19 protein-coding genes are annotated in these 21,402 nt (G+C 64.9%); 1 reads left to right on the plus strand and 18 read right to left on the minus strand.

The features are described 5' to 3' along the window. Positions 1-3 precede the first annotated feature (3 nt). The 18 genes from carB to rpsB all read right to left on the minus strand — a co-directional run bounded on the left by carB (position 4) and on the right by rpsB (position 19,866). The gene (carB, locus tag ACSFCA_RS01245) at positions 4-3,252 is read right to left on the minus strand and encodes a carbamoyl-phosphate synthase large subunit (protein WP_435458354.1); all 3,249 of its coding nucleotides are present in this window, start codon (positions 3,250-3,252) and stop codon (positions 4-6) included. Then, the gene (carA, locus tag ACSFCA_RS01250; protein WP_258354495.1) at positions 3,245-4,438 is read right to left on the minus strand and encodes a glutamine-hydrolyzing carbamoyl-phosphate synthase small subunit; all 1,194 of its coding nucleotides are present in this window, start codon (positions 4,436-4,438) and stop codon (positions 3,245-3,247) included. The genes carB and carA overlap by 8 nt, the downstream gene beginning before the upstream one ends. Before the next feature lie 142 nt (positions 4,439-4,580). Continuing rightward, the gene (locus tag ACSFCA_RS01255) at positions 4,581-5,366 is read right to left on the minus strand and encodes a TrmH family RNA methyltransferase (RefSeq protein ID WP_435458355.1); all 786 of its coding nucleotides are present in this window, start codon (positions 5,364-5,366) and stop codon (positions 4,581-4,583) included. A 7-nt stretch (positions 5,367-5,373) separates the two neighbouring features. Further along, entirely contained in the window at positions 5,374-6,096 is a 723-nt protein-coding gene (gene rnhB, locus ACSFCA_RS01260; RefSeq protein WP_435458356.1) for a ribonuclease HII, read from the minus strand. Then, positions 6,068-7,216: a lipid-A-disaccharide synthase gene (gene lpxB, locus ACSFCA_RS01265; RefSeq protein WP_258354492.1), complete on the minus strand. Its 1,149-nt coding sequence runs from the start codon at positions 7,214-7,216 to the stop codon at positions 6,068-6,070. Before lpxB ends, rnhB begins: the two co-directional genes overlap by 29 nt. A gap of 10 nt (positions 7,217-7,226) precedes the next feature. Further along, the gene (gene lpxA / locus ACSFCA_RS01270; RefSeq protein WP_093073883.1) at positions 7,227-8,015 is read right to left on the minus strand and encodes an acyl-ACP--UDP-N-acetylglucosamine O-acyltransferase; all 789 of its coding nucleotides are present in this window, start codon (positions 8,013-8,015) and stop codon (positions 7,227-7,229) included. A 29-nt stretch (positions 8,016-8,044) separates the two neighbouring features. After that, on the minus strand, positions 8,045-8,494 hold the full coding sequence (gene fabZ / locus ACSFCA_RS01275; RefSeq protein ID WP_013541729.1) for a 3-hydroxyacyl-ACP dehydratase FabZ: 450 nt from the start codon (positions 8,492-8,494) through the stop codon (positions 8,045-8,047). A 23-nt stretch (positions 8,495-8,517) separates the two neighbouring features. Then, entirely contained in the window at positions 8,518-9,495 is a 978-nt protein-coding gene (lpxD, locus tag ACSFCA_RS01280; protein ID WP_435458357.1) for a UDP-3-O-(3-hydroxymyristoyl)glucosamine N-acyltransferase, read from the minus strand. A gap of 14 nt (positions 9,496-9,509) precedes the next feature. Continuing rightward, positions 9,510-10,055 (minus strand): OmpH/Skp family outer membrane protein, encoded by a 546-nt coding sequence (locus ACSFCA_RS01285; protein WP_258354489.1) that lies wholly within the window; start codon positions 10,053-10,055, stop codon positions 9,510-9,512. Beyond that, a complete protein-coding gene (gene bamA / locus ACSFCA_RS01290) occupies positions 10,056-12,488 on the minus strand; it encodes an outer membrane protein assembly factor BamA (protein ID WP_258354488.1) in 2,433 nt (810 codons plus the stop codon). Between the two features lie 39 nt (positions 12,489-12,527). After that, positions 12,528-13,901, minus strand: a complete 1,374-nt coding sequence (rseP, locus tag ACSFCA_RS01295) for an RIP metalloprotease RseP (protein WP_258354487.1) — start codon at positions 13,899-13,901, stop codon at positions 12,528-12,530. 33 nt (positions 13,902-13,934) lie between these two features. Continuing rightward, positions 13,935-15,125, minus strand: a complete 1,191-nt coding sequence (gene ispC, locus ACSFCA_RS01300; protein WP_435458358.1) for a 1-deoxy-D-xylulose-5-phosphate reductoisomerase — start codon at positions 15,123-15,125, stop codon at positions 13,935-13,937. After that, the gene (locus ACSFCA_RS01305) at positions 15,122-15,967 is read right to left on the minus strand and encodes a phosphatidate cytidylyltransferase (RefSeq protein WP_435458359.1); all 846 of its coding nucleotides are present in this window, start codon (positions 15,965-15,967) and stop codon (positions 15,122-15,124) included. The genes ispC and ACSFCA_RS01305 overlap by 4 nt, the downstream gene beginning before the upstream one ends. 19 nt (positions 15,968-15,986) lie before the next feature. Further along, positions 15,987-16,706, minus strand: a complete 720-nt coding sequence (gene uppS / locus ACSFCA_RS01310; protein WP_435458360.1) for a polyprenyl diphosphate synthase — start codon at positions 16,704-16,706, stop codon at positions 15,987-15,989. 8 nt (positions 16,707-16,714) lie between these two features. Then, entirely contained in the window at positions 16,715-17,275 is a 561-nt protein-coding gene (frr, locus tag ACSFCA_RS01315; protein ID WP_056592642.1) for a ribosome recycling factor, read from the minus strand. An 11-nt stretch (positions 17,276-17,286) separates the two neighbouring features. Continuing rightward, a complete protein-coding gene (pyrH, locus tag ACSFCA_RS01320; RefSeq protein WP_093056543.1) occupies positions 17,287-18,009 on the minus strand; it encodes a UMP kinase in 723 nt (240 codons plus the stop codon). A gap of 95 nt (positions 18,010-18,104) precedes the next feature. Further along, positions 18,105-19,028 carry a translation elongation factor Ts gene (gene tsf, locus ACSFCA_RS01325; RefSeq protein ID WP_093056542.1) on the minus strand — a complete coding sequence of 308 codons (924 nt, stop codon included), beginning with the start codon at positions 19,026-19,028 and terminating at the stop codon, positions 18,105-18,107. 82 nt (positions 19,029-19,110) lie between these two features. Beyond that, positions 19,111-19,866, minus strand: coding sequence for a 30S ribosomal protein S2 (rpsB, locus tag ACSFCA_RS01330; RefSeq protein ID WP_093056541.1), 756 nt, complete (start codon positions 19,864-19,866; stop codon positions 19,111-19,113). A gap of 211 nt (positions 19,867-20,077) precedes the next feature. Here rpsB and ACSFCA_RS01335 point away from each other — a divergent pair, with 211 nt between their 5' ends. Next, positions 20,078-21,400 carry an amidase gene (locus ACSFCA_RS01335; RefSeq protein ID WP_258354483.1) on the plus strand — a complete coding sequence of 441 codons (1,323 nt, stop codon included), beginning with the start codon at positions 20,078-20,080 and terminating at the stop codon, positions 21,398-21,400. Positions 21,401-21,402 lie beyond the last annotated feature (2 nt).

Here is a 21,402-nt window from a genome sequence, read left to right on the forward strand (position 1 = left end):
CGCTCAGGCCGAGGCCAGTTGCGCGTGCATCTCCTGCACCGAGATCACGCCGAGTTCGTCCATGAAGCCCATGCCCTCGACCGCGGCTTCGGCACCGAAGATCGTGGTGAAGGTGGTTACGCGCGCCAGCAGTGCCGAGGTGCGGATCTGCCGCGAATCGGTGATGGCGTTACGGCGCTCTTCCACCGTGTTGATGACCAGAGCAATCTCGTTGTTCTTGATCATGTCCACGATGTGCGGGCGGCCTTCGGTCACCTTGTTCACCGTCGCGCACTCGATGCCGGCAGCGCTGATGGCGGCGGCCGTGCCCTTGGTGGCAATCAGCTCGAAGCCCAGCTTCGCCAGGCCGCGTGCCACTTCGACCGCGCGCGCCTTGTCGTTGTTCTTCACCGAGATGAAGACCTTGCCCGACTTCGGCAGGTGCGTGCCCGCACCCAGCTGCGACTTCACGAAGGCTTCGCCGAAGGTCTTGCCCACGCCCATCACTTCGCCGGTCGACTTCATCTCGGGGCCAAGGATGGTGTCCACGCCCGGGAACTTGACGAACGGGAACACGGCTTCCTTCACGCTGAAGTACGGCGGCGTCACTTCCTTCGTGATGCCCTGCGACTTCAGCGACTGGCCCGCCATGCAGCGAGCCGCAACCTTGGCGAGCTGGATGCCCGTGGCCTTGCTCACGTAAGGCACGGTGCGGGAAGCACGCGGGTTCACTTCGAGCACGTAGATGACGTCCTTGCCGTCCTTCTGCTGGATGGCGAACTGCACGTTCATCAGGCCGACCACGTTCAGCGCGGCCGCCATCGCGGCGCTCTGACGCTTCAGCTCGGCCACCGTGTCGGCGTTCAGGCTGTAGGGCGGCAGCGAGCAGGCGGAATCGCCCGAGTGCACGCCGGCCTGTTCGATGTGCTCCATCACGCCGCCGATCAGCGTGCCGCCTTCGGCGTCGCGGATGCAGTCGACGTCGCACTCGACGGCGTCGTTCAAAAAGCGGTCGAGCAGCACCGGCGAATCGTTGCTGACCTTGACGGCTTCCCGCATGTAGCGCTCGAGGTCGCGCTGCTCGTGCACGATTTCCATCGCGCGGCCGCCGAGCACGTAGCTCGGGCGCACCACCAGCGGATAACCGAGGGCCGCGGCCTTTTCGAGGGCTTCGGGTTCGGTGCGCGCGGTGGCATTCGGCGGCTGGCGCAGGCCCAGCTCATGCAACAGCTTCTGGAAGCGCTCGCGGTCTTCGGCCGCATCGATCATGTCGGGCGAGGTGCCGATGATCGGCACGCCATTCGCTTCGAGATCGAGCGCGAGCTTCAAAGGCGTCTGGCCGCCGTACTGCACGATCACACCAAGGGGCTTTTCCTTGTCGACGATCTCGAGCACGTCTTCGAGCGTGAGCGGCTCGAAGTACAGGCGGTCCGAGGTGTCGTAGTCGGTCGACACGGTCTCGGGGTTGCAGTTGACCATGATGGTCTCGTAGCCGTCCTCGCGCATGGCGAGCGCGGCGTGCACGCAGCAGTAGTCGAACTCGATGCCCTGGCCGATGCGGTTCGGGCCGCCGCCGAGCACCATGATCTTCTTCTTGTCCGTTGGGTCGGCTTCGCACTCGTCCTCGTAGGTCGAGTACATGTAGGCCGTGTTGGTCGCGAACTCGGCTGCGCAGGTGTCCACGCGCTTGTAGACCGGGCGCACGCCCAGGGCGCGGCGCTTCTCGCGAATGGCCGTGTCGGTGGTCTTGAGCTGCTTGGCGAGGCGGCGGTCGGAAAAGCCCTTCTTCTTCAGCGCCAGCAGCGTGTCGCGGTCGATGTCGTCGAGCGACTTGGTTTCGAGCTCGAGTTCGATCTTCACGATCTCTTCGATCTGCACCAGGAACCACGGGTCGATCTTCGTCAGCACGAACACTTCATCGACGCTCAAGCCCATGGCAAAGGCATCGCCCACGTACCAGATGCGCTCGGGGCCGGGCTCGCCCAGTTCCTTTTCGAGCACTTCGCGGTCCTGCGTCTTCTCGTTGAGGCCGTCGACGCCCACTTCAAGGCCGCGCAGGGCCTTCTGGAACGATTCCTGGAAGGTGCGGCCCATGGCCATCACCTCGCCCACCGACTTCATCTGCGTCGTGAGACGCGAGTCGGCCTGCGGGAATTTCTCGAACGCGAAACGCGGGATCTTGGTAACCACGTAGTCGATCGACGGTTCGAACGACGCGGGCGTGGCACCACCCGTGATTTCGTTGCGCAGCTCGTCGAGCGTGTAACCCACGGCCAGCTTGGCCGCGACCTTGGCGATCGGGAAGCCCGTGGCCTTGGAGGCCAGCGCCGACGAACGCGACACGCGCGGGTTCATCTCGATGACGACCATGCGGCCGTCCTTCGGGTTGATGGAGAACTGCACGTTCGAGCCGCCGGTGTCGACGCCGATCTCGCGCAGCACAGCCAGCGAGGCGTTGCGCAGGATCTGGTATTCCTTGTCGCTCAACGTCTGCGCGGGGGCTACGGTGATCGAGTCGCCGGTGTGCACGCCCATCGGGTCGAGGTTTTCGATCGAGCAGACGATGATGCAGTTGTCGGCCTTGTCGCGCACGACTTCCATCTCGTACTCTTTCCAGCCGAGCAGCGACTCTTCGATCAGCAGTTCGTTGGTCGGCGAGGCTTCGATGCCGCGCTTGCAGATGGTCTCGAATTCTTCCGGGTTGTAGGCGATGCCGCCGCCGGTGCCGCCGAGCGTGAAGCTGGGGCGGATGACGGTGGGGAAGCCGACCGACTTCTGCACGGCCCAGGCTTCGTCCATCGAGTGCGCAATGCCGGAGCGAGCCGAGCCCAGTCCGATCTTGGTCATCGCGTCCTTGAACTTAAGGCGGTCTTCGGCCTTGTCGATGGCTTCGGGCGTGGCGCCGATCAGCTCGACCGGCTTGTTGGTGGCCGCGCCGGTGTACTTGTCGAGCACGCCGTTGCGCCAGAGGTCGAGAGCGCAGTTGAGCGCAGTCTGGCCGCCCATGGTCGGCAGGATCGCGTCGGGGCGCTCCTTGGCGATGATTTTTTCGACCGTCTGCCAGGTGATGGGCTCGATGTAGGTGACGTCGGCCGTGGCCGGGTCGGTCATGATCGTCGCGGGGTTGCTGTTGATCAGGATGACCTTGTAGCCCTCTTCGCGCAGCGCCTTGCAGGCCTGCACGCCGGAGTAGTCGAACTCGCAGGCCTGGCCGATGATGATCGGGCCGGCGCCGATGATGAGGATCGATTTGAGGTCTGTGCGCTTAGGCATTCTCTTTCTCCGTCTTTTCCGTCTTGTTCTTTTCCATGAGTGCCGTGAAGCGATCGAACAGGTAGCCGATGTCGTGCGGACCCGGCGAGGCTTCAGGGTGGCCCTGGAAGCAGAACGCGGGCTTGTCGGTGCGCGCCAGGCCCTGCAGCGTGTTGTCGAACAGGCTGATGTGGGTGGGGCGCAGGTTGGCCGGCAGCGACTTCTCGTCGACTGCGAAGCCGTGGTTCTGGCTGGTGATGCTCACTCGGCCGTTGTCGAGATCCTTCACCGGATGGTTCGCGCCATGGTGGCCGAACTTCATCTTGAAGGTCTTCGCGCCGGAGGCCAGCGCCATGATCTGGTGGCCCAGGCAGATGCCGAAGGTGGGAATGCCGGTCTCGATCAGTTCCTTGACGGCGCTGATGGCGTAGTCGCAAGGCTCCGGGTCGCCGGGACCGTTGGCCAGGAAGATGCCATCGGGCTTGAGCTTGAGCACGTCGGCCGCGGGCGTCTGCGCCGGCACCACGGTGATGCGCGCCCCGCGCTGCGCGATCATGCGCAGGATGTTCTTCTTGACGCCGTAGTCGAAGGCGACAACGTGGAATTTCGGCGTGATCTGCACGCCGTAGCCCGAACCCAGCTTCCACTCGGTTTCGGTCCATTCGTAGGTCTGCTTGACCGACACCACCTTGGCGAGGTCGAGGCCCGACATGCTCGGTGCGGCCTTGGCGGCGGCGATGGCCTTGTCGATCAGCGCCTGCGTCACAGTCTCGCCTTCGGCCAGGCCCAGGATGCAGCCGTTCTGAGCACCGTGGGTGCGCAGGTGGCGCGTGAGCTTGCGGGTGTCGATGTTCGCGATGGCCACCGTCTTGCCGGACACGAGGTATTCGGTCAGCGTGGCAGTCTTGCGAAAGTTGGAGGCGACGAGAGGCAGGTCCTTGATGATCAGGCCCGCGGCATGGATCTTGTCGGCTTCGATGTCTTCCCCGTTGACGCCGTAGTTGCCGATGTGCGGATACGTGAGCGTCACGATCTGCTGGCAGTAGCTCGGGTCGGTGAGGATTTCCTGGTAACCGGTCATGGCGGTGTTGAACACCACTTCACCGGTCGTAGAGCCGGCGGCTCCGATCGAATTGCCTTGAAAGACCGTGCCGTCTGCGAGCGCCAGGATGGCGGGCGGGAAACTTCCCTTGAGAGACAAAAGCACTGGGTTCTCCGGATGGTTACGGTCGCCCGGAGCCCCAGGCGCGTTGCCTGCGAGCTGCTGCTTAAGGGGATTTTGGCGTTAAAGGCGGCCGGGCGACGCTGATTTGCGAGTAAGCCCCCGATTGTAGCCCGGACTGAGTGTGTTATTTGGCCTGCAGGGCTGCTCCGCTCGCATGCAGGCAGATCGCGGCGGCGGCGGCCACGTTGAGCGACTCCTCGCCGCCCGGCTGCGCGATGCGGATGTGGTGGGTCGCCCGGGCTTCCAGCACGGGCGAAACGCCCTGCCCCTCGTGGCCCATGAGCCAGGCGCAGGGGTGCGGCAGTTCGGCCTTGTGGAGCCACTCGCCGCGGTGCGAACTGGTCGCCACCAGCGGCACTTTCAGACCGTCGAGCACGTCGGCGTCCACGCCTTCGATCAGCCGCAGGCCGAAATGGGCGCCCATGCCGGCGCGCAGCACCTTCGGCGCCCACAGCGCGGCCGTGCCCTTGAGCGCGATCACCTGGGTAAAGCCGAAGGCGGCGGCGCTGCGCAGGATGGAACCCGCATTGCCGGCGTCCTGCAGGCGGTCGAGCACGACGCTGGGGGCGTCGGGAATCAGTTCCGGGCGGGATGGCAGGTCGAGCACGAAGCCCATGGGTGCAGGCGATTCCAACCCGCTGATGCCGCGCAACAGGTCGTCGGCAACCACTACAGTTTTGATAGCACTGCTCGCCCATTCAGCAGGTGCTTGGGGCCAGAAAGACTCCGAAAACACGGCAATCGCGGGCTTGACACCCCGCGCCAGCGCCGCCCGACACAGATGGTCGCCTTCGAGCCAAAGGCGGCCGAGCTTGCGGTAAGCACCCGGGTCCTGCGCAAGCTTGCGCAGGTCTTTGAGCAGCGGGTTGTCGCGCGAGCTGATGTGGCTGGCGCCGGTGTCGGAGGTCATCGGGGGTTCAGGGCGCTGCGCGAAGTTCGGGGCGCGCGGCCTCGGCGGCGCCAACCAGCATCGCTGGCTGCTCGGATTCGGTCGACAGCACCACATTCAAGACACCGCCCGTGCGGGCGAGCGCTGCGGCCACTGGGCTGAACGACCTGCGGTGGTGCACACACGCGCCGTGGCGCTGCAGCGCTTCCAGATGCTCGGGCGTGCCGTAGCCCTTGTGGCCGGCAAAGCCGTAATGCGGAAATTCGGCATGCAACTGCTCGCACAGCCGGTCGCGATGCACTTTCGCCAGGATCGACGCAGCGGAAATGGCCTTCACCCGCGAATCGCCCTTGACGATGGCTTCGGCCAGCACGTCGAGCGTCGGCAGGCGATTGCCATCGACCAGCACCTTGACGGGCTTCAGCCGCAGCCCTTCGACCGCGCGCCGCATCGCAAGCATGGTGGCCTGCAGGATGTTGTGGGTGTCGATCTCTTCGACGGTGGCCTGCGCGATGGAACAGCACAGCGCCTTGGCCAGGATCTGATCGTGCAGGCGTTCGCGCTGCAGGGCCGTGAGAGTCTTGGAATCGGCCAGCCCGCGAATCGGCCGCAGGTCGTCGAGGATCACCGCGGCAGCCACCACCGGGCCGGCCAGGGGGCCACGCCCCGCCTCGTCGACGCCCGCCATCAGCCCCGGTGCGTCCCACACCAGCGGGGCCTGCTCAGCCTTCAAGAACTTTCTGGATCGCATCGGCGCAAAGTGTCGGCGTATCGCGCTGCAATTGCACATGCAGCTCTGAAAATCTTTGTTGCAGGGCCTGCGCTTTCGCGGGCGCGTCGAGCCAGGCCAGCGTGGCCTGGGCCAGAGCCTCGGGCGAGGCGGCTTCCTGCAACAACTCGGGCACCACGAACTCGCGGCACAGGATGTTGGGCAGGCCAACCCACGGCTGCAACTGCTTGCGCTGCATGAAACGCCAAGACAGCGCATTCATGTTGTACGCGATGACCATCGGCCGCTTGAACAGCGCAGCCTCGAGCGTGGCGGTGCCGCTGGCGATCAGCGTGACGTCGCAGGCGGCCAGCGCAGCGTGCGACTGGCCATCGAGCAACTTCACGCGCCCGGCCATGCCGCTGGCCTGCAGCAGGGCCTCAACCTCGGCACGCAGGCCCGGCAGGATGGGGGCCACGAACTGGAGTTCCGGGCGCGCCTTCTGCATCAGTGCGGCTGCAGCGAAGAAACGTGCGGCCAGGTAGCGAATCTCCGAGCGACGACTGCCCGGCAGCAACGCGACAACCTTTGCATCGGGCGCCAGACCCAACGCAGCACGCGCTGCCGCGCGGTCAGGCGTCATCGGGATCACGTTGGCGATGGGGTGGCCGACGTAGCTCGCGGCCACGCCGTGCTCCGCCAGCAATGCGGGCTCGAACGGGAAGATGCACAGCACATGGTCAGCCGCCGCCCGGATCTTCTCGACGCGCTCCGGCCGCCAGGCCCAGATCGACGGGCAGACGAAGTGCACTGTCTTCATCCCGTGGCTGCGCAGGCCGGCCTCGAGGTCGAGGTTGAAATCGGGCGCATCAACGCCGATGAAGAGCTCGGGGCGTTCCTGCAGCAGCCGGGCCTTGAGCTTGCGGCGGATGCCGGCAATCTCGGCGTAATGCCGCAGCACCTCGATGTAGCCGCGCACCGCGAGCTTTTCCTGGGGCCACCAGCTCTGGAAGCCGTGGGCCAGCATCCGGGGGCCGCCGATGCCGGCGGTCTGGAGATCGGGCCAACGGGCCTGGAGGCCGTCGAGCAGCAGCCCTGCTAGCAGATCGCCGGAGGCTTCACCCGCGACCAGCGCGAAACGTCGCTGTTCGTCCTTCTGCATCGCCGTCACGTCAGCGCGCGATGCCGCGCGTCGAGTTGGCGAGGAAGGCTTCCATCAGCGCGACGTCGCCTGCCGCTTCCGGCATTTCCGTCGCGAGCGCGGCGATGCCCGCGCGCGCCTCTTCGAGCGTCTTGCCCTGGCGATACAGCAGGCGGTGCATCTGCTTCACCGCCGCGAGCCGCTCGGCGGAAAAGTCGCGCCGGCGCAGACCGACGACGTTGAAGCCGCGCACAGCCAGCGGATTGCCGTCGACCAGCATGAAGGGCGGCACATCTTGCGTGACAGCGCTGGCAAAGCCAAGCATGGCGTGGGCACCGATCGAAACGAACTGGTGAATGCCCGTGAGCCCGCCGACCGTGACCCAGTCGGCCAGGTGCACATGCCCCGCCAGCGTGGTGTTGTTGGACAGCGTGGTGTGGTTGTCGACACGGCAGTCGTGCGCGATGTGCGTGTACGCCATGATCCAGTTGTCGCTGCCCACGCGTGTCACGCCCCCCGCGCCCGGCACGCCGAGGTTGAAGGTGCAGAACTCGCGGATCACGTTGCGGTCGCCGATGACGAGTTCCGTCGGCTCACCGGCGTATTTCTTGTCCTGCGGTATGGCGCCGAGAGACGAGAACTGGAAGATCCGGTTGTCGCGCCCGATGGTCGTGCGCCCTTCGATCACGCAGTGCGCGCCGATGGTGGTGCCCGCGCCCACCCGCACGTGCGGGCCGATCACGGTATAGGGCCCGACCGACACCGAGGCGTCGAGTTGTGCCTTGGGGTCGACGAGTGCTGTCGAATGAACCTGGGTCATGCCTTGTGAAACGACTGTCTGCAGCCGGATCAGCTGATCTGGCGCATGGCGCACATCAGCGTTGCCTCGCAGGCGAGCTCGCTGCCCACCAGGGCCCGGCCCTTGAACTTGGAAATGCCCGCCTTCATGCGCTCGATTTCGACTTCGAGCGTCAGCTGGTCGCCGGGTTCCACCGGGCGCTTGAAGCGCGCACCGTCAATGGCGGCAAAGTAGTAGACGGTGTTGTCGTCCGGCACGATGTCGAGCGAATGGAACGACAGCAGGGCTGCGGCCTGGGCCATGGCTTCCAGCATCAGCACGCCCGGCATCACCGGACGGTGGGGGAAGTGGCCATTGAAGAACGGCTCGTTCATCGTCACGTTCTTGAGCGCCGTGATGCGCTTGCCCTTTTCCATGTCGAGCACGCGGTCCACCAGCAGGAACGGGTATCGGTGGGGCAGCAGCTTGAGGATTTGATGGATATCGAGCGTCGTCGTCATGATTTTCTGTTCCTGCATCGTCGTCATTTTTTCGAGGGAGCTTTCTCCAGCGCCTTCAGTCGTTCGCGCAGGCTGTGCAACTGCTTGAGCGTTGCCGCATTTTTTTCCCAGTTCGCATTGTCATCGATGGGAAACATACCGGTGTACTGGCCGGCCTTGTGAATTGAACGGGTGACCACGGTCGCGGCGGATATGTGCACGCCGTCGGCCACTGTCAGATGGCCCAGCACGATGGCGCCACCGCCGAAAGTGCAATTGGCGCCGATGACGGCGCTGCCGGCCACGCCAACGCAGCCCGCCATCGCGGTGTTCTTGCCGACGCGCACGTTGTGGCCGATCTGGATCAGGTTGTCGAGCTTTACGCCGTCTTCGATCACGGTGTCGTCGAGCGCGCCACGGTCGATGCAGGTGTTGGCGCCGATTTCGACGTCGTCGCCGATGCGCACCGCACCCAGTTGCTCGATCTTGACCCAGCGCCCCTCGTGCGGCGCGAGGCCGAAGCCGTCGGCGCCGATGACCACACCCGGGTGCAGCAGGCAGCGCTCGCCGATGGTGCAGTCTTCGCTGACCGTCACCCGCGACTTCAGCACCGTGCCCGCACCAATGCGCGCGCCCCGCTCCACCACGCACAGCGCGCCGATGCGCGCCGTCGCGTCGACCTGCGCCTCGGCGTGGATCACGGCGCTGGGGTGGATGAAATCAGCCTCCGGGCGCGCATGATGCGCCTTCCAGAGCTGCGTCAGGCGGGCAAAGTAGAAGTACGGATCTGGCGTGACGATGAAAGCGCCACGCGCCGCAGCCGCCTCGCGCATGGCGGGCGAGACGATCACGCAAGCAGCCTTCGAGGCCGCCAGTTCCTGCTGGTATTTGGGATGGCTCAGGAAGCTGAGCGCATCGGGCTGTGCATTCTGCAGCGGCGCAAGCCGCTCGATAGACAGCGCCGCATCGCCATGGAGCTCGCCCCCAAGGGCGTCAACGATGGCTCCGAGCTGCAGTGACACGCCGGTTCGCGGCGTTACTTGCCGGCCGCAGGCGTAGGAGAGCCGACCGACGCGTTCAGCGCCTTGATCACCTTGTCGGTGATGTCGTGCTTCGGATTGATGTAGATCGCTTCCTGCAGGATGGCGTCGTACTTCTCTGCCTCGGCCACCTGCTTCACGACACGGTTGGCGCGCTCGTAAACCTGCTGGAGCTCTTCGTTCTTGCGCGCGTTCAGGTCTTCCTGGAATTCACGGCGCTTGCGCTGGAAGTCGCGGTCTTGGTCGACCAGCGCGCGCTGGCGCGTGACCCGTTGGCTTTCCGACAGGGTGGGCGCCTCGCGCTCGAACTTCTCAGAAGCCGCCTTCAGGGCGTCACCCTGTGCGGTCAGGTCCTTCTCGCGCTTCAGGAACTCGGCTTCGAGCTTCGCCTGGGCAGTCTTGGCCGGCTGTGCCTCACGCAGCACGCGGTCCGGGTTCACGAAACCGATGCGAAAGGTTTCCTGCGCCTGGGCGGGCACCGCAGCGAATGCGAGAGCGGGAATCAACAACGCGCCTGCCGCAGCGCGAATCAAATGCTTCATTTAGAAAGACGTTCCGATCTGGAATTGGAGGCGCTGAATTCTATCCTTCGGGATATACCCGGCTGTAAACGGCTGCCCGACTTCCTTCTGGGACCTGACGGGGAAGGCATAAGCAAGACGCAGCGGGCCCAGCGGCGAAATCCAGCTGACGCCCAGGCCGACCGACGCGCGCAACTTCTTCTCGGCCTTCCATTGCTCGTCGGTCACGCCAGCGGCACGCGTGCCGAACACGTTGCCGGCGTCGAAGAAGCCGTACAAGCGCAGCGTGCGGTCGTTGCCGGCACCCGGGAACGGCGTGCTCAATTCGGCATTGAAGACTGCCTTCTTGGTACCACCGAGGGCTGCACCTTCGCTCTGGAGGAACAGAGGGGCATCGCGCGGCCCCAGCGAGTTCTGCTCGAAGCCACGAACCGAACCCAGGCCACCGGCATAGAAGTTCTTGAAGATCGGGTAGACCTTGTTGCCGAGCGCCTTCGCATAGCCGACTTCGCCGTTGATCGAGAAGGTGTACTGCTTGCTGATCGCGAAGAACTGCTGGTATTGGTAGTTCGTCTTGATGTACTTCATGTCCCCGGCCGCACCCACTTCGAGGTTGGCGCGCTGCAGCCGGCCCGTGGTCGGGATCAGTGCGCTGTCGCGACTGTCACGGCCCCAGCCGACGCTCAGCGGGACGCCCCAGACGCTCTTCTGATCACAGCTGACCACCAGCAAGCCCGTGGCATCCTTCTGGCACTGGAAATAGGCAAGGTAAGACGGCGGCGTGTACAGACCGGAGAATGCCGTCGAACTGTTGGGGTCGAACGCATAGCGCTCGAGACCGATGCCGAAGAAAACGGTATCGACTTCGCTGAACGGCACGCCAAAACGGATGGAAGCGCCCTGGTTCACCAGTTTGTAGTCGCCATCGGTGGAGGTCTGATACGGGCGCGTTGTGGTGTGGTAGACGCTGATCGTGCGCGAGATGCCGTCCGGCGTGAAGTACGGGTCGGTCGTGGTCAGCGACAGCGTGCGGTTGTACTTGCTGGTGTTGACCTGCACGCCCAGGAAGTTGCCAGAGCCGAACACGTTTTCCTGCGAGATGCCGAAGGTCAGCGCGACCTTTTCGGCGCTCGAGTAGCCGGCGCCGAGTTGCAGGCTGCCGGTGGGCTTTTCAGCCACGTTGACGGTCAGGTCCACCTGGTCGGGCGAGCCGGGCACTTCCTGCGTTTCGACGTTCACTTCGGTGAAGAAGCCCAGGCGGTCCACGCGGTCGCGCGAGAGCTTGATCTTGTCGCCGTCGTACCAGGAGGCTTCGTACTGGCGGAACTCGCGGCGGATGACTTCGTCGCGGGTCTTGTTGTTGCCGCCCACCGAGACGCGACGCACGTACACGCGGCGCGAAGGTTCGGCCTGCAGCGTGAGCGCCACGCGGTTGTTTACGCGGTCGATGTCAGGGCGCGCCTGCACGCGTGCGAACGCATAGCCGAAGGTGCCGAAATAGTCGTTGAAGGCCTTGGTGGTCTCGGTGACCTGCTCGCCGTTGTAGGGCTCGCCCGGCTTGATCGTGATGAGCGACTTGAACTCGTCGTCGCGACCGAGGTAGTTGCCGTCGAGCTTGACGCTCGACACCACGAACTTCTCGCCTTCGCTGATGTTCACGGTCACCGTCAGGTCCTTGCGGTCCGGCGAAATGGCAACCTGGGTCGAGTCGATGCGGAACTCCAGGTAGCCGCGGGTGATGTAGTACGAGCGCAGGGTTTCGAGGTCGGCGTTGAGCTTGGCGCGCGAATACTGATTCGACTTGGTGTACCAGCTCATGAAGCCGCCGCTGTCCTGGTCGAACAGGCTCAGCAGCGTCGATTCGCTGAAGGCCTTGTTGCCTACCACGTGCACTTCGCGGATGCGGGCCGATTCGCCTTCGGTCACGGTGAAGGTCAGGTTGACGCGGTTGCGCTCGATGGGCGTGACGGTGGTCACGACCTGCGCGTTGTAGAGGCTGCGGCTCACGTACTGGCGCTTGAGCTCCTGCTCGGCGCGGTCGGCCAGTGCCTTGTCGTAGGGACGGCCATCGGTCAGGCCGACTTCGCGCAGCGCCTTCTGCAGCGCGGCCTTGTCGAACTCCTTGGTGCCGACGAAATCGACGTCTGCAATGGTCGGCCGCTCTTCGACGATCACCACCAGCACGTTGCCGTTCACATCGATGCGCACATCCTTGAACAACCCCAGGTCGAACAGCGCGCGGATGGCGGCGGAACCGCGCTCGTCGCTGTAGGTATCACCCACGCGCAGCGGCAGCGACGCGAAGATCGTACCGGCTTCGACGCGTTGCAGACCTTCGACGCGAATGTCGCGCACCGTGAAAGGCTCTACGGCCCAGGCTGCCGTGGCTGCAAGCGCACTGGCAACCACCGCGGCAACGCTACGCAGGCGAAAGCGACTGAAGTTTTTGTTCATCTGAGAATTGAGCCGGCACGGAAAGGGCCGGGCAGAAAGTTAACCAAAGAGCCGTGTGACGTCGTTGAAGAGTGCAACCGACATCATGACCAGCAGCAGGGCCACACCCCCGCGCTGAAGCCGTTCCATCCAGGCGTCGGAGACGCTCTTGCCGGTCAGGCCCTCCCAAAGATAATACATCAGGTGTCCCCCATCGAGGACCGGCAGCGGCATGAGATTGAGGACCCCGAGGCTCACGCTGATGAGAGCCAGGAAGACCAGATACTGAGTGAAACCGAGGCTTGCGGACTTGCCAGCGTAGTCGGCAATCGTGAGCGGACCGCTCAGGTTCTTGAGCGAAGCCTCGCCGATGACCATCTTGCCCATCATGCGCACGGTCAGCGCGGACACCTCCCAGGTGCGCACCACGCCACGCCAGACGCCGTCGACCAGCCCCTGGCGCACCGTCACCATTTCGGGCGGCGCACCAACGTAGGCGCCGATGCGCCCCACCTTGACGCCGCCCTCTTCGCGCACCTCGGGCTTCACGTCGATCTTGAGCGGCTGGCCGCCGCGCTCGACCTGCCAAGCCTGAATGCGCGGCTGGTCGCCGTCGACCGACGCCCGGATCACCTCGCGCAGCTGCTGTCCGTCGAATATGGCCGTGTCGCCAATGGCGCGCACCACGTCGCCGTTGCGCAGGCCGGCGCTTTCCGCCGCACTGCCCGCCATGACTTCGCCGATCTCGGGCCGGGTCAGGGGCGCCACCACGCCGATCTTGCGGAACATCTGCGGATCAGCGTCCTTGGTCTCCATGCGGCTCAATGGCAGCACCAGCTGACGCGCCGGCCGGCCGGCCTCCCCTGCGACTTCGAGCGTCAGGTCATGGCCATCGAGCGCGCCACGCGTCATGCGCCAGCGCAGATCCTCGAAGGACTGAACCGGCGACAGCTCGCCATCGAAGCCCGCTTGTGTGATGTGCTCGCCGCCGCGCAGACCCGCCGCTTCGGCCAGGGAGGCCGCCACCGGCCGCGCCAGCTTGGCGACCGGCTCCTGCACGCCGATCCAATTGACCGCCGTGTAGAGCACGACAGCCAGCAGCAGATTGGCGATCGGCCCCGCCGCAACAATGGCTGCGCGGGAACGCAAAGGTTGGGTATTGAAGGCGCGATGGCGCTCTTCAGGCGCGACCGGCCCTTCGCGCTCGTCGAGCATCTTGACGTAGCCGCCGAACGGGAATGCACCTATGACGAACTCGGTCTGCTGCCCCGGATGCTGGCGCTTGGGCTGCCAGCGGAGCAGTGCCTTGCCGAACCCGACGGAGAAGCGCTCCACCTTGACGCCGCAGGCAACGGCCACGCGGTAGTGCCCGTATTCGTGCACCGCGATCAGGACACCGAGTGCGACCACAAAGGCTATGACAGTGAGCAGCATCGGGGTCCTTGGTCTCTACGGAGGGTCGTCAGGTCAGGCTGCGAAACGCAGCGCTGCGGCATTGGCCGCCGCGCGGGCGCTGGCATCGATCGCCAGCAGGTCGGCCAGCGATGCCGGCTTGGAGGGGGCGACCCTTTCCAAAGTTTCCATGTTGACCGCATGTATGCAATCAAAACGCAGGCGACGGTTCAGGAAAGCTTCAACTGCGACCTCGTTGGCAGCATTGAGCACCGCCGTCGTGCCCGGCGCGGCGCGCAGTGCATGCCATGCCAGGCCCAGTCCGGGAAAGAGCGCCGCGTCGGGCGCATCGAAGGTCAACGAGGCCATCTGGCGGAAGTCGAGCCGCGCGGCACCGCTCTCGATGCGCTCGGGCCAGGCCAGGCCCACCGCGATGGGCACCCGCATGTCGGGCGTACCGAGTTGGGCAATGACCGATGCGTCGGTGAACTGCACCATTGAGTGCACCACGCTCTGCGGATGGATGACCACCTCGATCTGATCGGGCGCAACGCCGAACAGGTGACGCGCCTCGATCACTTCGAGCGCCTTGTTCATCATGGTGGCCGAGTCGACCGAAATCTTGCGGCCCATGACCCAGTTCGGATGGGCGCAGGCCTGTTCGGGCGTCACCGTACCCAGGGTTTCCGGCGCACGAGTGCGGAACGGGCCGCCCGATGCGGTCAGGATGATCTTGTCGATACGCCGCGCCCAGGTGGACGGGTCTTCAGGCAGCGACTGGAAGATGGCCGAATGCTCACTATCGATAGGCAGCAACGTCGCGCCGCCTTCGCGCACGGTACGCATGAAGAGTTCACCGCCGACGACCAGCGCTTCCTTGTTGGCCAGCAGCAGGCGCTTGCCGGCGCGCGCGGCGGCCAGGCAGGGGCCAAGGCCCGCTGCACCGACGATGGCGGCCATCACGGCATCGGCTTCATCGTGGGATGCTATCGTTTCGAGAGCATCATCACCCATCAGGACAACCGTCTTCAGACCGTTCTGCTTCAACCTTTCAGCCAGCAGCGCGGCGTGCGGCGCACTGGCCATCACGGCGAATTTCGGAGAGAACTGCGCGCACTGCGCCAGCAACTCGTCGACCTTGGTAGCCGCCGAAAGGGCAAACACCTCGAAACGCTCGGGGTGCCGCGAAATGACGTCGAGCGTGCTCACACCGACCGAACCGGTCGAGCCGAGCACCGTAACGCGTTGTCTTCTGGGTGAGTTCACAGGAAAGCCAGCATCATGGCAATGGGAAGCGCCGGCAAGAGGGCATCCACGCGGTCGAGGACGCCGCCGTGGCCGGGCAGCAGCCGGCTGCTGTCCTTGGCGCCGGCACTGCGCTTGATGAGAGATTCGACGAGGTCGCCCACGACGCTCATGGCCGCGAGGAACAACGCGGCGAGCAGCAACAGCCACCAGCCACGCTCGTTGAGACGGGTGTAGAGGCTGGCCACGGTCGCGCCCGTGGCCTTGTCGGCCCAGACCCAGGCAAAGGCCAGCACCACCACGCCGATCATTCCGCCCCACACGCCTTCCCAGCTCTTGCCGGGACTGATCGCGGGAGCGAGCTTGTTGCGGGTGAACTTCAGGCCGAAGGCGCGGCCGGCGAAATAGGCGAACACGTCGGCCACCCACACCAGCACCAGGATCGACAGCAGGAAGTTGATGCCGATCATGCGCGCCTGCACCGCGGCAAGCCATGCCACCCACAGTGCCAGCAAGCCACCGACCAGCCGCAGCCCGCGCGGAATGCGGGGCCAGCCCGGCACCGCCACGCGCAGCAGCGCCGCACCTCCGAGCACCCAGGCCGCACTGGCCAGGGTCCACATCAGGACCAGCGGCTGCTCCAGCAGCCCCAGCCACCAGGACAGCGCGCACAGCACCACCGTCTCGATGCCGAGAAACACCGACAGCCGCTGGCCGTATCCGTTCAGACGCCCCCACTCCCAGGCACCAGCGCCGATCAGCACCAGCATGACGCAGGCGAAGGGGATGTAGTTTCGATAGAACAGCGCTGGCAGCAGGATCGCGAGCAGCACGATCGCCGTGAGGATGCGTTGTTTGAGCATGCGGGAGGTTGTCAGGCCCTCAGGCCGTAGCAGTCTTGACCTGTGCCGAGGTTTGGCCGAAGCGCCGCTCGCGGCCCTGGAACGCGGCAATGGCCTCGTCCAGCGCAGCCTCGTCGAATTCGGGCCACAGCTTGTCGCTGAAGAAAAGCTCGGCATAGGCACTCTGCCAGAGCAGGAAATTGGACAACCGCTGCTCGCCGCCCGTGCGGATGAACAGGTCGGGGTCGGGCACGTGGGCCATGGCCATGGCGCGGTCGAGGCCGGCCTCGGTGATTGCCTCACCCTGCGCCGCCAGCCTGGCGGCAGCCTGCGCGATGTCCCAGCGGCCGCCGTAGTTGAAGCAGACGTTGAGCACCATGCGTGTGTTGTGCGCCGTGGCCGCCTCGGCATCGACCAGGCCCTTCACCATCTTCGGCGACAGGCCGGCCCGTTCGCCGACGAAATGCAGCCGCACGCCATCGGCGCTGAGCTTCGGCACCTCGCGAGCGAGCGCACCGACCATCAGGTCCATGAGCCCGGAGACTTCCTCGACAGGACGGTTCCAGTTCTCGGACGAGAACGCGAACACCGTGAGCACGCCCACGCCACGGTCGGCGCAGGCCCTGACGCAGCGGCGCAGCGATTCGACGCCCTGCTTGTGCCCCGCGACGCGGGGCAGGAAGCGCCGCGTGGCCCAGCGACCGTTACCGTCCATGACGATGGCAACGTGGTGGGGAATGCGTGGCGCTGAAGAGGCCATGACAGGCCTCAAACGGCCATGATCTCCGCTTCCTTGGCCGCGACCAGGCGGTCGATTTCCGCGATGTGGCGGTCGGTGACCTTCTGGATCTCGGCTTCGGCGCGCTTCTGGTCGTCCTCGGACGCCAGCTTGTCCTTGACCAGCTTCTTGACCGACTCGTTCGCATCGCGGCGCAGGTTGCGCGTGGCGATCTTGGCGGTTTCGCCTTCGTTGCGGACCAGCTTGGTCATTTCCTTGCGGCGCTCTTCGCTCATGGCGGGCAGCGGCACGCGGATCAGGTCGCCCATGGAGGCGGGGTTCAGGCCCAGGTCGCTTTCGCGGATGGCCTTCTCGATCTTGGCGCCCATGCCCTTTTCCCAAGGCTGGACGCTGATGGTGCGCGAATCGAGCACCGAGACGTTGGCCACCTGGCTCAACGGCACCTGCGAGCCGTAGTACTCGACGTGGATCGAGTCGAGCAGCGCAGAGTTGGCGCGGCCAGTACGGATCTTCGTAAGGTTGTTCTGGAATGCGGCGAGCGACTGATTCATCTTCGCGTCGGTCGCATTGCGGATATCTGCAATGGTCATCTCAAATACTCCTAGGCATGCACCAGCGTGCCCTCGTCCTCGCCCATGACGACGCGCTTGAATGCGCCGTTCTTGAGAATCGAGAACACCTTGATCGGCAGCTTCTGGTCGCGGCACAGCGCGAAGGCCGTGGCGTCCATGATGCCGAGATTCTTTGCGATCGCCTCGTCGAAGCTGAGCGAGACGTAGCGCGTTGCATCGGGATTGGTCTTGGGATCGGCGGTGTAGACGCCGTCGACCTTGGTCGCCTTGAGCACCAGTTCTGCGCCGATCTCGGCACCGCGCAGCGCAGCGGCCGTGTCGGTGGTGAAGAACGGGTTGCCGGTGCCGGCTGCGAACACCACGACCTTGCCCTCTTCGAGGTACTGCAGGGCCTTGGGGCGCACATAGGGCTCGACCACCTGCTCGATGGCAATGGCGGACATCACGCGGGCCACGAGGCCCTGCTTGTCCATCGCATCGGCCAGCGCCAGCGAGTTCATGACCGTGGCCAGCATGCCCATGTAGTCGGCCGTGGCGCGGTCCATGCCGACCGAGCCGCCCGCGACGCCGCGGAAGATGTTGCCGCCACCGATCACGACCGCCACCTGCACGCCCATGTTCACGACCTCGGCCACCTCTTGCACCATGCGCACGATGGTGGCGCGGTTGATGCCGAAGGCGTCATCGCCCATCAACGCCTCTCCCGACAGCTTCAACAAGATTCGCTTGTGGGCTGGGCGGGCATCAGACATGGGCAATTTCCTTTGGTTGGACTGGGACGAGTGTAAAACGTAGCGATGAAAAAACGGCGGCGCGCGTGGGCGCACCGCCGTTGAGCCTTAAAGGCTTAAGCAGCAGCCTTGGCCGCTGCAACTTGCGCGGCCACCTCGGCTGCGAAGTCGTCAACTTTCTTCTCAATGCCTTCGCCGACCACGTACAGGGTGAAGCCCTTGATCGTGGTGCTGGCGGCCTTGAGCATCTGCTCGACGGTCTGCTTGTCGTTCTTCACGAACGGCTGGTTGTGCAGCGAGACTTCCTTGAGGAACTTCTGCACGCCACCTTCGATGCGCTTGGCAACGATGTCGTCCGGCTGCGGCTTCTTGCCTTCGGCTTCGGCCGTCTTGCGGTCTTCGTCGGCCTTGCCCTTGGCAACTGCGCGCTCTTTTTCGATCAGGTCGGCAGGCACGTCCGATGCCTGGATGGCGACCGGCTTCATGGCGGCGATGTGCATCGCCACGTCCTTGGCCGACGTGTCGTCGCCTTCGAACTCGACCATCACGCCGATGCGCGTGCCGTGCAGGTACGAAGCCAGCTTGCCGTTGCCGGCGAAGTGCTTGAAGCGGCGGAAGCTCATGTTCTCGCCGATCTTGCCGATCAGACCCTTGCGCACGTCTTCGAGCGTGGGACCAAAGCCGTCTTGCTCATAGGCGAGTGCGCCCAGCGCGGCGATGTCCGCGGGGTTGTTCTTCGCGACCAGCATGGCGGCAGCGTTGGCCAGGGCCAGGAAGCTGTCGTTCTTGGTGACGAAGTCGGTTTCGCAGTTGATTTCGATCATGCCGCCGGCAGCGCCGTCGACGAAAGCCGTGACCACGCCTTCAGCGGTGATGCGGCCCGATGCCTTGCCAGCCTTGTTGCCGAGCTTGATGCGCAGCAACTCTTCGGCCTTTTCCATGTTGCCGTCGGCCTCCGTCAGGGCCTTCTTGCACTCCATCATCGGCGCGTCGGTCTTTGCGCGCAGTTCGCCGACCATGCTTGCGGTGATTGCAGCCATTTGTGGTATCTCCGTAAATCCAAAAATCAGGTTAAAAAAAAGGGGCACCAAAGCCCCTTCTTCAGGCTCGCAGGTGCGCCAATCAGGCCGAAGCGCCTTCTTCGACTTCGACGAATTCGTCGCCATTGCCTTCGGCGATGGCCTTGACCACGTCACCGGTGGCGCTGTTGCGGCCTTCGATGATCGCGTCGGCGATGCCGCGGGCGTACAGCGTGACAGCCTTCGACGAGTCGTCGTTGCCAGGGATCACGTAGTCGATGCCTTCGGGCGAGTGGTTGGAGTCCACCACGCCGATCAGCGGAATGCCGAGCTTCTTGGCTTCGGCCACGGCGATCTTGTGGAAGCCCACGTCAATCACGAAGATGGCGTCGGGCAGCGCGGCCATGTCCTGGATGCCGCCGATGTCCTTTTCGAGCTTCTCGATTTCGCGCGAGAAGGTCAGTTGCTCCTTCTTGCTCAGCGAGTCCAGGCCGGCTTCCTGCTGGGCCTTCATGTCCTTCAGACGCTTGATCGAGGTCTTGACGGTCTTGAAGTTGGTCAGCATGCCGCCGAGCCAGCGGGTGTCGACGAAGGGCACGCCGGCGCGACGGGCTTCTGCCGCCACGATTTCACGGGCTTGGCGCTTCGTGCCGACCATCAGGATCGTGCCGCGGTTGGCGGTGAGCTGCTTGGCGTACTTCATCGCGTCCTGGAACATCGGGAGCGACTTTTCCAGGTTGATGATGTGAATCTTGTTGCGATGGCCGAAGATGTACGGGGCCATCTTGGGGTTCCAGAAGCGGGTTTGGTGACCGAAATGGACACCTGCTTCCAGCATTTCGCGCATGGTGGTAGACATTGAAATTACTCCAAAGGTTGGGTCTAAAATCCAGCCCGTTTTGTGCTCTTTCTGAATGGAGTCACAACACCTTGATTGGGCCGGTTTGCGGATGTGTTTGACTGGGTGCAACGGGAGCCGTCGCTCAGCCAGCGAAACCCAAAGAGTATAGCACGGCCGCCGGCCCCTCCTCCCTGAACCCGAGCTGCTCGCACAGCCTCTGCCTCCACCCATGAACGACCTTCACGCCACCCGTCTCGATCTTCTGGCAGGTGGCTCCGATGCACGCACCGAAATGGAGCGTGCCATCGGCATCGCCCAGTCCCCGGTCTGCGCGCACGTCTTCACCCGCACCATGTTCGACGAGGCCAGGCAGGCTGCCGCCGCGTCGAACCCCGACAGCCGGCTTTCGGGCCTCGCCTTCACCGCTAAGGACCTGTTCGACATCAAAGGCCAGCCAACGCCCGCCGGCTCCGTGGTCCTGGCCCATGCGCCAGCCGCCAACGCCGATGCCCTCGCCGTGGCACGGCTGCGCGCCGCGGGCGGCGTGCTGACCGGCCGCACCAACATGTCGGAGTTCGCCTTCTCGGGCGTCGGCGTCAACCCGCACCATGGCACACCGGCCAACGTGAGCGATGCCGCCACGCCGCGCATCCCGGGTGGCTCGTCGTCCGGCGCGGCGATCTCGGTGGCCAGCGGAGCCGCGTTCATCGGCTTGGGCTCCGACACCGGCGGCTCCATCCGCATCCCTGCGGCACTGAACGGCATCGTCGGCTTCAAGAACACGGCCCGCCTGACGCCAGCCGACGGCGCACTGCCGCTTTCGACCACTCTGGACACCGTCTGCGCCATGACGCGCTCGGTGCGCGACGCCATCACCGCGCACGAGATCCTCGCGGCGCGCCGAGTAACCGCCGGCAACGCCCCTCTGGCAGCCTATAGGCTGGCGGTGGTGAAGAACGTGTTCTTCGATGGCATCGAACCCGCCGTGTCTACCGCCTTCGAGCGCTCGCTGAAGGCGCTCCGCGCAGCCGGCGCTCGCATCGTGGAGATCGAACTGCCCGAGCTCGCAGAACTGGCCACCATCAATGCCACCGGTGGCTTCTCGGCCGCCGAGTCGCACGCTTGGCACCGCCTGCTGCTGGAACGCAGCGGCGCAGGCTACGACCCGCGCGTGGCCCAGCGCATCCTGCGCGGCGCCACAATGAAGGCCCATGAATACATCGACCTGATCCATGCCCGCCGCGACTGGATCGCCCGAGTCGAAACCACACTCGCTCCGTTCGACGCTGTGCTGTCGCCAACCGTGCCGATCACTGCGCCGTCCATCGCCAGCGTAGCGCCGGGCGCCGAGTGCGATGACGAATTCTTCCGCGTCAATGCATTGCTGCTGCGCAACCCGTCGATCATCAACATGCTCGACGGCTGCGCCATCTCGCTGCCCTGCCACGCCGCCGGCGAACTGCCGGTCGGTCTGATGCTGTGGCACGCCGCGCTGCACGACGACGCCGTGCTCGCGATAGCGCTCCAGACCGAGCGCACACTGCAAAATTAACA

Origin of the sequence: Variovorax multivorans, from assembly GCF_051216835.1 — a bacterium.
GTDB lineage: Bacteria > Pseudomonadota > Gammaproteobacteria > Burkholderiales > Burkholderiaceae_C > Variovorax.